Source organism: Bacteroides nordii (genome assembly GCF_019930665.1).
Taxonomy (GTDB): Bacteria; Bacteroidota; Bacteroidia; order Bacteroidales; family Bacteroidaceae; genus Bacteroides; species Bacteroides nordii.
On sequence record NZ_CP082886.1, the window covers coordinates 5128411 to 5142736 of the forward strand.

General features: G+C 42.1%; 10 protein-coding genes. All 10 read right to left on the reverse strand.

Annotated elements, in window-relative coordinates; translation table 11 throughout:
* Positions 1-14: 14 nt before the first annotated feature.
* The 10 genes from K8P02_RS19780 to mraY all read right to left on the reverse strand — a co-directional run bounded on the left by K8P02_RS19780 (position 15) and on the right by mraY (position 14313).
* Positions 15-3203 carry a SusC/RagA family TonB-linked outer membrane protein gene (locus K8P02_RS19780; RefSeq protein WP_223381741.1) on the reverse strand — a complete coding sequence of 1063 codons (3189 nt, stop codon included), beginning with the start codon at positions 3201-3203 and terminating at the stop codon, positions 15-17.
* Positions 3204-3462: 259 nt separating this feature from the next.
* Positions 3463-3912, reverse strand: coding sequence for a GatB/YqeY domain-containing protein (locus K8P02_RS19785; RefSeq protein ID WP_025866621.1), 450 nt, complete (start codon positions 3910-3912; stop codon positions 3463-3465).
* A gap of 76 nt (positions 3913-3988) precedes the next feature.
* The gene (ftsZ, locus tag K8P02_RS19790; protein WP_002558771.1) at positions 3989-5302 is read right to left on the reverse strand and encodes a cell division protein FtsZ; all 1314 of its coding nucleotides are present in this window, start codon (positions 5300-5302) and stop codon (positions 3989-3991) included.
* Positions 5303-5383: 81 nt separating this feature from the next.
* Entirely contained in the window at positions 5384-6817 is a 1434-nt protein-coding gene (gene ftsA / locus K8P02_RS19795; protein WP_007483443.1) for a cell division protein FtsA, read from the reverse strand.
* A gap of 58 nt (positions 6818-6875) precedes the next feature.
* Positions 6876-7613: a cell division protein FtsQ/DivIB gene (locus K8P02_RS19800; RefSeq protein ID WP_002558773.1), complete on the reverse strand. Its 738-nt coding sequence runs from the start codon at positions 7611-7613 to the stop codon at positions 6876-6878.
* 30 nt (positions 7614-7643) lie between these two features.
* Positions 7644-9038, reverse strand: coding sequence for a UDP-N-acetylmuramate--L-alanine ligase (gene murC / locus K8P02_RS19805; RefSeq protein ID WP_007483445.1), 1395 nt, complete (start codon positions 9036-9038; stop codon positions 7644-7646).
* The gene (gene murG, locus K8P02_RS19810; RefSeq protein ID WP_007483446.1) at positions 9035-10147 is read right to left on the reverse strand and encodes an undecaprenyldiphospho-muramoylpentapeptide beta-N-acetylglucosaminyltransferase; all 1113 of its coding nucleotides are present in this window, start codon (positions 10145-10147) and stop codon (positions 9035-9037) included. The genes murC and murG overlap by 4 nt, the downstream gene beginning before the upstream one ends.
* Positions 10148-10220: 73 nt before the next feature.
* The gene (locus K8P02_RS19815; protein WP_002558776.1) at positions 10221-11513 is read right to left on the reverse strand and encodes an FtsW/RodA/SpoVE family cell cycle protein; all 1293 of its coding nucleotides are present in this window, start codon (positions 11511-11513) and stop codon (positions 10221-10223) included.
* 29 nt (positions 11514-11542) lie between these two features.
* Positions 11543-12877 carry a UDP-N-acetylmuramoyl-L-alanine--D-glutamate ligase gene (murD, locus tag K8P02_RS19820; RefSeq protein WP_044166112.1) on the reverse strand — a complete coding sequence of 445 codons (1335 nt, stop codon included), beginning with the start codon at positions 12875-12877 and terminating at the stop codon, positions 11543-11545.
* A 167-nt stretch (positions 12878-13044) separates the two neighbouring features.
* Complete coding sequence (gene mraY, locus K8P02_RS19825) at positions 13045-14313, reverse strand: phospho-N-acetylmuramoyl-pentapeptide-transferase (RefSeq protein ID WP_007483450.1); 1269 nt, start codon at positions 14311-14313, stop codon at positions 13045-13047.
* Between the last annotated feature and the right edge of the window lie 13 nt (positions 14314-14326).

Sequence of the window (14326 nt, forward strand, 5' to 3'; positions counted from 1 at the left end):
TCTTTTTTTAAAGTTTAGAAAGCGATGTTTGCACCAAATACGAAGGAGATAGAAGAAGGATAAGCTCCCCAATCGATTCCCGGAGTCAGACCATTGTTAGGGTATGTGTTTACTTCAGGGTCATAGCCGGAGTATTTCGTGAATGTATGAAGATTGTATCCGGTAGCATAGAAACGTACTGTTGACAGTTTGATTTTCTTTGTCAGTTCACGTGGGAGGGTGTATCCCAATGAGATATTGTTAATCTTCAGGAACGAGCCGTCTTCTACATAACCGGAGTGGAAATAAAGGTCAGAACTTCCTTCAATGGATACGTAGTTTCTGTTTCTGTTCACTTCTGCCAGTTGTACCGGATCGTTGAAGATATATTCACCTTTGGCATTCATTACGGTGAAACGGCTCAGGGCTTCGTCTTTCAGTGTGTTGCGCCACTGGTTATTGAACTTTGTATAATACATCTTATTAGCACTGTATACCTTGTTTCCTATGGAGAAATTCAAGAAGATACTCAGGTCAAAGCCTTTCCAGGTCAATGTATTGGTCATGCCACCATAGAGTTTGGGATTGGCATTCCCGATAACTTCACGATCTTTATCGGTGATTTCTCCGTTTTTATCTATATCTTCAAACTTCCAATAACCGGGTTTGGGATAACGGCTTTTATCATAGGGTATACCTTCTTTTAATATATATTTTTGTTGATTGGCATCGTATGTAAAGTCATCCATCGTATAAATTCCTTTCAGACGATAGCCATACATCTGTCCCAACGACTGTCCCACCCGGATCATGTAGTCACTCTTATTGAACTCAGAGGTTTGTGCCCATCCTGATACGATTTCCATATAGTCGGACATGTACAGCTCTTTCACCTTGTTTTTGTTGTGTGCAAGGTTGATGTTGGTAGTCCAGGTAAAGTCCCGGGTATGGATGTTATGCGACGTAATAGATACTTCTACACCTTTGTTATTGGTTTTTCCTGCATTGATCATCATGTTTTTAAAACCGGATAATTGAGGAATAGGAGCGTCCAGTAGCAAACCTTTGGTTTCTACGTTGTAGATATCTACAGTCAGTTGTAGGCGTTGATCGAAGAATCCCATATCCAGTCCAAGGTTGGCAGTAATATTGGTTTCCCATTTCAGGTCGGGGTTGTATAGCTGTTTGCTTACAAAGCCACTTTGAGTGCCTGTCCCATAGGGGATCCATACCGAACCTATTTTTGAAAGTGAAAGGTAGTTGTCGATATGATTGTTACCGGCAGCACCGTAGCTGAGTCTTACCTTCAGATTAGAAAATACATTCCAGCGTTTAATAAATTCCTCTTCGGAAGCTCGCCATGCAAAAGAGGCAGAAGGGAAATAGCCCCATTTGTTGTTTGCTCCGAATTTAGACGAACCATCTGCGCGGATGGAAGCTGCGAAAAGATACCTTTGTTTTAGGTTATAGTTGGCACGAAAGAAATAAGACAGCATACGTTCTTCCTGGTTGATCGTCTGTACAATATCGGGTGAAGCCCCTAACGACATATCATTCAGACCGAAGTTCTTGTCGGGGAAATTAGTTGCTCCCGTCTTTAAGTATTTTGATTTGAAAGAGATGAACTCCTGTCCACCTACCAGATCGAGTTGATGATTGATGTTAAATGATTTATTATAGGTCAACACGTTATTATACATGAAACTCTCTTCGTCCGTTGATTTTTTCCATCCGAAAGGAGCACCGGCATTCTTTGCCTGTTTTGAACGTTCCGAATAAAATACATCTTCGTTGCGCATCCGCTTACGGATACCAACCGTTCCGCGATAGGACCATTCTTTATTGAATTTGATTTCAGCATCTCCATTGATATTCAGGATGCGGTTTCGTTTTTCTATAGATTCGCTTTCGATAGAAGCAATCGGGCTTTGCATGGGGCTTGCACCTTCGAGTAGCAATACCGGATCGTCATCATTGATAAGTAAGTCGTTGTCACTGCCGTTTTTACCGATAGTAGGGCGGTATTGTATCACATGTTGCATGCGGCTGAATGCTCCGCCTTCCTGGAGACTTCCCAATCCCTCTGTTGTTTCGTCGATATAACTTGCATTGGCCGATAGGTTAAGCCATTCGGATGCTACCTGGTTGATCTTCATACGGAAGTTATCGCGCTTTAGTCCACTACCATACCAAATACCTTTGTCGTCATTACGTGTATAAGAGAAGAGATACTTTGAGGTCTTACTACCTCCACTGATTGTGAATTTATGTTGTTGGCTGATAGCAGAGTGGTTTTCAAAAACCTCTTTCTGCCAGTCGATACCGGATCGGTTTCCATATAACTGGTTGTATTCATCGAAATTTCCATAAGTTGGAATGATCACATCGCGCATTTTATCCGGCTGATCGATGTAACGTTCGTAGTCTAATTTTACGAAATCCTCTACATCCAGGAGGTCGTACTTCTTATTTACTTTTTTGAATCCTATATACATGTCGTAACTGATACTCAATTTGTCCTGTTTACCGCCTTTCGTTGTTACCAGAACCACACCATTTGCTCCCCTTGCTCCATAAATGGCTGTCGACGAAGCATCTTTCAGGATGTCAATTGACTCAATATCATTAGCTTCTATACCTTTCAATCCGTCTTCCGAGGGGAAACCGTCAATAATATAAAGAGGTTCATTGCTTTGTGTAATCGATGTACCTCCACGTACCTTTATAGATACATCAGCATCAGGTGAACCTTGTGAACGGATTACCTGTACACCGGCCACTTTACCACTTAATGCCTGGGTTACGTCTGAAATAGGTACAGCTGCCAGCTCACTGGCTTTTACTGAAGACACAGAACCTGTCAGATCTTTCCGCTTCACAGTAGCATATCCGATTTTTACGACTTCTTCCAGCTCGACAGCAGATGATTCAAGGGTGACATTAATTCTTCGTTGATTTTTCACGGCCACTTCTTTGGAGTCAAGGCCTATAAAAGAGAATACTAACACGGCTTGACCGGGATTAGTAACGGTAAGTTTGTAGTTGCCCTCCACATCGGTCGTGGTTCCTACTGTTGTTCCTTTAATAAGGATATTTGCACCGGGTAAACCTTCCTGATCGGCATCGACCACCTGACCAGTAATTTCGATACTTCCTTGTGCGTATACCTGTAGAGTGAAACAGGTACATAATACAAGAAAGATGTAGCGTAATACATTTTTCATACGTGTTTGAATATAAGATTAATACTTAGGTTTTAGTGTTTGCAATGTAATCTTTTATTTCTTTTTGCGCTTTCAGCCTTGTTGTTGTTATTTTTAGTTTTGATTTTTGGATTTTAATCTTGTGTAAATTAAATATAAATTTGTTGAATATTATAAAAGAAGTCCCGGAAAGAGAGCAATATTCTCTTTCCGGGACTTCTTTAAAAAACTGGTATTTATTTCGGTTTTCTCGTAGAGAATTCCTCTGTATATTGAAGGATTAACCGAGTAATTCTTTCACTTTGGCAGATATAGCGCGGCCTTCTGCCAATCCGGCAAGTTTTTTGGAGGCAACTCCCATTACTTTACCCATATCTTTACCGCTTGTAGCACCTGTTTCTGCAATGATTTCTTTTAGCGCTGACTCCAGTTCTTCCGAGGTCATCTGTTTAGGTAGATAAGCTTCCATAACCTTTACTTGTGCCAATTCACCGTCTGCCAGGTCCTGACGTCCTTGTCCGATGTAAATTTCTGCAGAGTCTTTTCCCTGTTTTACCAGTTTCTGGATGATCTTTAAAGCAGCATCATCTGTCAGAATATCATTTGCTCCCGGAGCTGTTTTGGCTTCCAGAAAGAATTTCTTTACATTTCTCAGTGTTTCAAGGGCTACTTTATCTTTAGCCTTCATTGCGTTTTTAATGTCTTCGCTGACCCTTTCGAATAAATCCATAATTATATTTACAATTTAGCGATTTACAATTTACAATTAAAAAAAACTTTTATTTCTTTAATTTTCAACTCTCAACTCAAAAAGTGATTAGTCCGCTTTCGTCCACGGCTTCTTCCGTTGCGATCTCTTCTTCCAAAGCTGCTTTTGCTCTAATTTTGCCAAGAGTGGTTTTATCACGCTGGTAGGTTGGTGAATCTTCTACCATTGCAATGATATCGTCATTATCCAGATCTTCAGCACTGAAAATGTAGATATGACGGCGTTTACGAATATTTTTACTTCCAATGCTGCTGGCACTTTCGCCATATGCTTTGCGAATACGCTCTTTGTTTTTCTCCTTCTCTTCTTCCAGTTGGAGTTGGCGTTCTTCTTCTTCCTGGCTGCGTTTCTCGAGCACACTGTCCATACCTGGCACGTCTTCTACACCAAATCCGGTAGCAAGCACGGTTATTTTTACTTTCTTATCCAGTGAATTGTCCATAGCCACACCCCAGATAACTTCTACGCCTTCACGGAATTTGCTCATGAACTCGTGAATTTCGTTCATTTCTTCCATCATCAGTTCTGAGTTAGGACAGAAAGAAACATTCAGCATGACCTTCTTTGCGTTGAATATATCGTTGTTGTTCAGTAGCGGTGAGTGCAAGGCATCATCGATGGCCTTTGTCACACGATTTTCACCCTCTCCGAAACCGGTACTCATAATGGCTACGCCACCGTCTTTCAAGATCGTTTTTACATCTGCAAAGTCCAGATTTACCGTACCGCGCATGGTGATAATTTCAGCTATACTTTTGGCTGCGATAGAAAGTGTGTCATCCGCTTTTCCAAACGCATTCATAAAAGTAAGGTCTGAATAGATTTCTCTCAGGCGTTCATTGTTGATAACTAACAGAGCATCTACATGCTGGGCGATACGCTCTACGCCATCCAATGCCTGGATGATTTTCTTTTCTCCTTCGAAGATGAAAGGGATAGTTACGATACCTACAGTCAGGATATCCATCTCCTTGGCGATACGGGCTATAACAGGAGCAGCACCGGTTCCTGTTCCCCCTCCCATTCCGGCAGTGATAAATACCATTTTGGTACCATCATTCAGTAGGGTCTTGATGTCTTCGATACTTTCTTCGGCTGCATCACGTGCCCGGTCGGGGCGGTTACCGGCTCCCAGACCTTCCGTAATGTTACGACCTAATTGTAGTTTCACCGGCACGGGTGATTCTGCCAATGCCTGATTATCTGTATTACAGAGAACGAATGTTACGTCATGTATACCCTCCCTGTACATGTGGTTTACGGCGTTACCGCCACCACCGCCTACACCAATTACTTTGATGATCTTTGGCGAATCTGTCGGGAAATCGAATTGTACTATCTCGTCCGTCATGATATTTATTATTTATTCCCTATGGTCATGACCATTATCTGATATTGACACTAAGGTACGTTTTCTATTTACAATTTACTATTATTTCATATCGTCATCCGAAAAGATCTCGTTAGAAATCTTGTTGAAAGTCTTTTCAAACCAACTGGGACCCTCTTTTTTCTTCTTTCGTGCCTCTTCCTTCTTACGTTTTTCTTCTTCTTTACGGCGTCTGTCTTCGTCCCGGCGTCGTTTATCTTCTTCATCTTTCTTCTTCTTTGCTTCGCGGGCGGCAGCTTCCTGTTCTTTCAGTGCTTCATCTTCTTCGAACATATTGACCGGTTCGGTTATGACAGGTTGCGAATGAGTTACAGGACGTGTTTCTATCAGACAACAGTTCTCTTTTCCTTCAAACAGCAAACCGAACAATGTGTTTTGAGTGCCGTCTTTCTTTATGAGATCACTATCTGTCTGTATCGTATTACGGATACTCCTGGCAGTCCGTATCTTTTCAATTTTACTCCTTTTGCGAAGCATGGTGTCCAGATTTTTTAGATTAGCGGCTCCACCGGTGATGATAATACCGGACAATAATTTGTCATCGTAGCCTGATAACTGGATTTGATTCCATACATTGGTGATGATTTCTTCTGCTCGCGCTTCGATAATGTTGTTTAATGCTTGTAACTCAACTGTACGGCTTCCATCTTCGAGTTGGCAAGTAGCGGCTTCTTCACTTTCTTCTTCCTCGTACATTACATTCCCGAAAGTTATTTTCAGGCGTTCAGCTTCTTCCTCTTCCATCTGCATGGAGGTGATGTCGCGCGTAATGCTGTTTCCACCTAACGGCAAAACAGTGAGGAAACGAAGAATATTATTTTTATAAACAGAGATCGTAGTGGTGTCAGCTCCGAAGTCGATAAGCGCACAGCCCGAACGGCGTTCACTTTCGCTTAGTACGGCATTGGCAGTTACTAATGGAGAGATAAGCAGGTCGGCTATCTCTATTTTAGCCTGTTCGAAACAGCGTTCCAGATTTTTTTTGATCGAAGCCCGTGCTACGATATTCAGGAAACGTCCTTCGATATGGCTACCGGCCACTCCTACAGGATCTGCTTGCAGGTTGTTGCCGATCTTATATTCCTGTGGGGCAACATCCAATATATCCATGTCTACCAACGGAATTTCCAGATTCTCATCGCAGATAGCATCCACTAACTCTTGCGAGATGATTGTTTCTTCGTTCAGGTCACGGCTTACGACATTCCGTACGGTACGGAGTGATTGTCCGCCGATACCTACATATACCTTGGCGATTGAGTTTTTCAGATCGCCTTCCAACTTGTTAATGATGGACGTAAGGCTTTGGGCTGTCTTATCCAGATTATAGATAATTCCTTTTCGGATGAACGAAGAAGAATCTTCTTTGGCATAAGCCAACACCTGCATACTTCCGTCACTGTTCTTTCTTCCGGCAATGCCGGTAACCTTTGATGAACCCAGTTCAATAGCGGCGATAAATTCTGTTGTTGCCATATTTCTTATTTACGATTTTACAATTTACTATTTACAATTGGCTGCGCGCAGGCATTCATCATTGATGCTTGGTGCAGATAATCTGGTTACTGAACTCCAGACTGATGCGTGAATATTTATTCCATCCCACTTCGTTCAAGGCTTTCCCATAGAATGTTTTCAGGCGATCCAGTTTATCTTCAAAGTGTTCCAGTTTTCCAAGATAGACAATATGATCACCTACCCGTGGTACCAATTCAATATCCTTACCGGGTAGTACATGAATTTGTTCTATCTGAGCATCCCAGAACGGATTGTTCTGCAAAAATACACCAAACTTATATAAATCCCTCATTGCAAACGACTTTTCTACATTTCCGGTTACAATTGTCCGGCGAGCTACGCATTTGGCTTCGGGTGGCATGATGGTTCCTTTGTTATCGACATAATAGTTCTCGCCATTATTACTCATGATACGGAGTATTGGAATACGCTGTTTAACTTCTACACAGAGTTTGCCACTGGGAGTTTTGTAGCATTCTGTTTCGTCAATAAGCGGGTGTTTATCCAGTTCCCGTTCTAGGGTCTTAGTCTGGATGCGTTCCATTTTCTTTCCTACGGGGTAGATTCCTTTCTTTTGTAGTATTCCGGCTACTTCGTCTTTGGTTACGAAACCGGCATAAACCGTGTCCTTGATAATTAATTCCATGTCACGACAAACCTGGTTGGCCGGTTTACGGTTGAATACTGTCACGGCTATACACAGATAGGCAGTGACGAGCAACAGGACGAGGGATAAAAGAATCCGTTTCAGCATAATGACATTTACAATTATACGATTTACAATTTATGATTGAGGTTTGTTCAATCTTGTATTTAATTTTTCTGTAATAGATGGAACATAGTTGTCTATGTCACCAGCTCCAAGAGTGATTAATACTTCTATATTCTTGTTTTCCAGGATATTCAGAATTTCTTCTTTTTTACACATACATTTCTCAATACCGGGACGGAGATTATCGTAAATCAGTTGGCTGGTTACTCCCGGTATGGGTTGTTCACGCGCCGGGTAGATATCTACCAGAATTACTTCGTCCAAGAGGGATAAACTACTTGCAAAATCTTTATAAAAATCACGCGTACGTGTATATAGATGAGGTTGGAAGATAGCTGTAATCTTTTTGTCTTTATACAATTCGCGGATAGACAGCACACTCTGTTTGATCTCTGACGGATGATGAGCATAATCACTCAGAAAGACTACGCGATCATTTTTGATTTTAAAATCGAAACGGCGGTCCACTCCATGGAAACTCGCCATACCTTGTTTAATTTCCTCATTTGTGACACCATTCAGGTGAGCAAGTGCCATGGCAGCTACTCCATTTTCGATGTTGATACTTATGGGTATCCCCAGTTGGATATCGTTGATACGTACCTCCGGTCCGACAAAGTCAATGAAGATCTCACCGTTTCCGATACGGATATTTTCAGCATGGAAATCACCTTCGTCGCGCGAATAAGTATATACTTTCACTCCTTGCTGTACCTGAGGTTGCAGCGAAATACCTTTGCGAATAATCAATGCACCACCTGGCTGAATAAGCGTGGTGTAGTGTTCAAAACTTTCAAGGTATGCTTCTGCTGTTCCGTAGATATCCAGATGATCGGGATCCGTAGATGTGATGACGGACATAAACGGAGATAGCCAGTGGAAGGAACGGTCAAATTCATCCGCTTCGATTACAGTGTACGGGCTTGTCTTCGAAAGTAGCAGGTTAGTTCCATAATTCTTGGAAATTCCTCCTAAGAAAGCTGTACACCCCACATGTGACTGGTGTAACAAATGTGCAGTCATCGTCGAAGTAGTTGTCTTTCCATGGGTCCCGGCTACGCAAAGCCCTTTACTGGAGTGCGTAATGGTTCCCAATACCTGGGCGCGTTTCTGTATTTCAAAACCGTTGTTACGGAAATAAACCAGTTCGGCATGTTCCTGTGGTACGGCGGGTGTCAGTACGACGAGAGTACTTTCCTTGTCTTTACATTCTTCGGGAATCAGGTCTGCGTCTTCTTCGTAGTGTATTTGTGCACCTTCGGCAATAAGGCACTCAGTTAGTTCGCTGGGAGTACGGTCATAACCGGCTACGAATTTTCCTCTGGAAAGAAAGTAACGTACAAGTGCACTCATTCCGATGCCACCGGCACCAACAAAATAGACTGATTTTATAGTTTCGATATTCATTGTTGTGCTAATTTTATCACTTCTTTTGCTATGATAGTAGCAGAGTCCGGCAATGCTAACTTTGCTATATTCTCACTTAAATCTTTTAATTTTGTAGCATTGGTAATTGTTTCTAATGCTACGGACAACAGTTTCTCTTCTGCTTCTACATCTTTTACATATATGGCAGCCTGCTTATTGACCAAGGCCAATGCATTCTTAGTCTGATGGTCTTCAGCTACATTAGGCGAAGGAACCAGAATAACCGGTTTGCTCAGCAGGCAGAACTCTGATATAGAACCCGCACCAGCCCGGGAGATCACCAAATCAGCTGCTGAATAAGCTGTAGCCATGTCTTTAATAAAGTCTGTTACATACAGATTCGGAATTTCTCCTGCTGTTTTAACAGCTTCCATTACCTGTTGGTAATATATTTTTCCTGTTTGCCAAATGAATTGAATGCCGCTTGTCTCTTTTATGGTTTGTAACCCTGCTATCAACGTATTATTAATGGTACGTGCGCCAAGGCTACCTCCCAAGATCAACATTGTTTTCTTTTCCGGGCTGAGTCCGAAAGCCTGTATGGCCTCTTCCCGGCTTTGAGTATTGGTAAACAGGTTTTGGCGAACCGGGTTTCCTGTCATCAGTATTTTATCTGCCGGAAAGAATTTTTCCATACCATCATACGCCACGCATATTTTACATGCTTTCTTTGCTAATAACTTATTGGTTACTCCTGCATAAGAATTTTGTTCTTGTATCAGAGTGGGAACTCCCATCATACCAGCCATCTTCAGAGTTGGTCCGCTGGCATAGCCACCAACACCTACTGCTACCTGAGGGCGAAACTTCTTAATGATACTCTTTGCTTTCCATTGGCTACGCGCCAGTTTAATGAGTACAGCGAAGTTCTTCCACAGGCGTTTACGGTCGAATCCGGCAACCGGTAGCCCGATAATCTCATAACCGGCATCAGGTACGCGTTGCATTTCCATTCGGCCTTCAGCACCAACGAATAATATTTTAGCATCAGGACACTGCTCTTTTATGGCATTGGCGATGGATACAGCCGGAAAGATATGTCCTCCTGTACCACCGCCACTGATGATGATTCTAAGCTCTTTTTCCATTATACATTATTTTAGTGAACTACTGATCGCGGATATCATAGGATATCGGGACGCAACGACCTGTAACTCTTAACTATTTCTCTTTCTCAAACTCTGCATCACTATTCAACACCTGTGCTGTAGGTTCTGCAACTATCTGAGCCTCGGTTGTTTCTGCTGCTATCTGCATTTGTAGTTGTGCGTCACGTTCTTTCTGCTCTTCGAGATACGCAGTATAACGACTTACACTCAATATCATACCGATATAGGCACAGTTTATTAAAGTTGAAGTTCCTCCTTTACTGATGAGTGGCAGAGGTTGACCTGTCACCGGGAATAAACCAACGGCTACCATCATATTTAAAATTGCCTGCGATACCAACATGAGTGCTATGCCCATTACCAGAAAAGCAGGGAACGTTCGTTCGCATTTTTGGGCTATGCGCCCGGCGCGTACCAGTAGCCAGATATATAGGCAAACAACGAAAGCTCCTCCCACCAGACCAAGCTCTTCTATAATGATGGCAAAAATAAAATCAGAGAATGCCTGACTCAAAAAGTCACGTTGAATAGAGTTGCCAGGTGCTTTACCAACAAAATTACTTGTTGCAATAGCAATACGGGCATGCGCTATCTGGGCATCTTTGTCTATATCAAATTTTGCAGCCGGTACTTCCTCTTTTTCTGTGAAATTGGTGATACGACTTTTCCATGTGTCAAAACGATGCAGGAAAGGAATATCCGAATCCTTTGGGATGGCCAACAAAAATACGACACCTATTACACCTACCAATCCCAATGAGCCTATTAAAAGAAGTAGTTTCCGTGCTGCTACCCGGCCGATAAACATCATCAGAAATACAACTCCGAATAGTAACATCGCTGTTGAAAGGTTTTCCGGAGCAATCAACAGGCAAACAAGCCCGGTGATAATCATGATGTATTTGAATGCCTTCGGATTGGCACCTTCGTCATCCTGTCTTTTGGATAGAATAAAAGAAACTGCAATAACCACAGCCATCTTTGCCAGCTCCGATGGCTGGAACTGTAATCCCATGAACGACATCCAACGTGCTGCACCATTGACGCGATCGCCTGTGATAACACCCATGAGCGTAACAAAAGCCAGCAGTACAACAGAGACAGGGTATAGGAAAACAGGGAATACCTGAAACCATTTATAAGGAATATTGTGCATCAACACTACAACAACGGCCCCCACCATCAGGATGATAGAATGCTGTGTGATCGGTCCCCAGTGGTCCCCGCTCTTATACGTCAGGGTGCTGGCTGCCGAAAATACCTCAATGATTGAGATGAGGCAGAGGCAGAGAAAGATAATCCAGATTACCTTATCGCCCTTGAATATGTTCTTTAATAGATCCACTGTTTTAATTAAGAATTAAAGATTAAAAATTAGAGGGCGCGAACGTACTCTTTGAATTGGTCGCCACGATCTTCGTAACTCTTGAAGAGATCGAAGGAGGCACAACAAGGACTTAACAGTACGGTTTCACCTTTTTTAGCCAGTTTATATGCAGCTTCTACTGCATCTTTCATGCCGGTCTGTACATCGGCTACCGGTAATCCGAACCGGTCGAAAAAAGCATGTAGTTTTTCATTGTGCAGTCCCAGATACACCAATGCCGAACATTTTTCGCGTACCAGATCTTCTATTTCTGTATAGTCATTTCCTTTATCCTTACCACCAAGTATAAGCACTGTTTTGGTGGTCATACTTTGCAGTGCATACCAACAAGAGTTTACATTGGTGGCTTTGGAGTCATTGATAAAATCAATACCACCTACGCGGGCTACTTTCTCTAAACGGTGTTCCACTCCTTTAAAATCCGACAATGCTTTGCGGATATCTTCTTTGGTAATACCGGCAAGATTGGCCGAGATACCTGCTGCCAGTGAATTATAGAGATTATGTTGTCCGGTCAGTGCCAACTTCTCTTGTTCCATGTTGAACGCAATTGGCTCTGTGATTTTTACCTCATTATCCTCTACATAGGCAATTGCTCCATCCTCTTTTACTGCTGCGAATGGGTATAAGTGTGCCTTTAAGCCGTGCTTTTCCAGTTCTCGTTTGATGATAGGATCGTCATTCCAGAAAACGAAAGCATCGTCCTGAGTTTGGTTTTGGGTAATACGGAATTTGGCATCAATATAATTTTGCATACAGTGATCGTAACGATCCAGATGATCCGGCGTTATATTCATCAGGACAGCGATATTTGCACGAAATTCGTACATGTTGTCCAGTTGAAATGAACTTAGTTCGATTACATAATAATCATGCTTGCCTTCTGCTACTTGTAAAGCCAGGCTTTTTCCTATATTTCCTGCCAGTCCCACATTTAGTCCTGCACTTTTAAAAATGTGATAAATAAGGCTGGTTGTTGTTGTTTTTCCGTTTGATCCGGTGATACAAACCATCTTTGCATCCGTATAGCGTCCGGCAAATTCTATTTCCGATATGATCGGCGTGCCTTGTGCCTTTAGTTTCAGAATCAATGGAGCATCATTCGGAATCCCCGGGCTTTTTACTACCTCGTCGGCATTCAGAATCAATTCTTCGGTATGATGACCTTCTTCCCAGGCAATACCGTGGCTGTCGAGTTGTTCCTTGTATTTGTCCTTAATGGCGGACATATCTGATACAAACGTCTCGAATCCTTTTACCTTGGCTAATACGGCAGCACCTGCGCCGCTTTCACCTGCTCCTAAAATTACAATTCTTTTCATTCTCAATAATGTGCTAATAGGCCAATATGCTAATACACCAATGGCAGTGCACAAACTTTAATGGTTAATAATCCGGTTAATTCTCTCTGTTATCTTTGGGCTTCATGCTTCATTATTCCATTGTTTTTTTTAAATCGGCACATCGGTATGACGCATTGAATCCTTATTTATCTTATTTTTAATGTAATAATCGTTATGGCTGCCAGTACAATCGTTACAATCCAAAAGCGAACTGTGATTTTTGATTCGTGAAACAGATTGTCCGGTTTTGTAAACACTACCCGGCATCCGTCTTCTATCTGATTTATTGATGTACGGAAATGGTCGTGTATAGGCGTACGTTTAAAGAGACGTTGTTTCACTCCTTTCCGTTTACCGACTTTATAATAGGCACGTTGCAGAATCACCGACAGGTTTTCTATCAGGAACACACCACAAAGAATCGGAATCAGTAATTCTTTGTGTATAATGATGGCAAATACGGCAATAATACCACCAATTGTTAAGCTACCCGTATCTCCCATAAATACTTGTGCCGGATATGCATTGTACCATAAGAATCCTATCAGTGCACCGATAAATGCGCAAATGAAGATAACCAGTTCTTCCGAACCGGGGATATACATAATGTTCAGGTATCCCGCGAATTCAATGTGGCTTGATACATATGCTAATATTCCCAATGTTAATCCGATGATGGCAGAGTTACCCGCGGCCATACCGTCCATGCCGTCATTCAGATTGGCTCCGTTGGATACGGCTGTCACCACAAAGATGGTGATGATAACAAACAATATCCAACCGGCTGTTTGAGCATGATCACCCATAAAAGCTACCAGATCGGCATAATCAAGGTTATTGCTTTTAAAAAACGGAATGGTAGTCTGAGTAGACTTGAGATCATTCGTCCCATGTATAACCTCCATTTCACGTCCGGGAGTTTGTACCTCGATGTTTTCACGAATTACCACATCCGGGCTGAGGTATAGGGTTAATCCGACAATCAGCCCTAATCCTACCTGACCGATAATTTTAAACTTACCGTGTAATCCTTCTTTGTCTTTTTTGAATATTTTGATATAGTCATCGGCAAATCCCAGTGATCCCAGCCATACAGTGGTGATGAGCATCAATATCATATAGATATTATGTAATTTTCCAAGCAACAGGCAAGGTATCAAAATGGCTACAATGATGATAACACCTCCCATACTGGGTACACCTACTTTGTTGACGCCAAAAGGATCGATTTTAGCATCACGCTGTGTTTCCGTGATTTGCTTTCGTTTCAGCAAATTGATAAACTTGTCACCCCAGATACTTGAAATCAGCAGTGCTAGAATGATAGCCATCAATGCACGGAAAGATGTATATCCAAACATTCCCGCTCCGGGGAAGTTTAATTTATGTAGCCACTCAAATAGATAGTATAACATGATTTTAGTGATA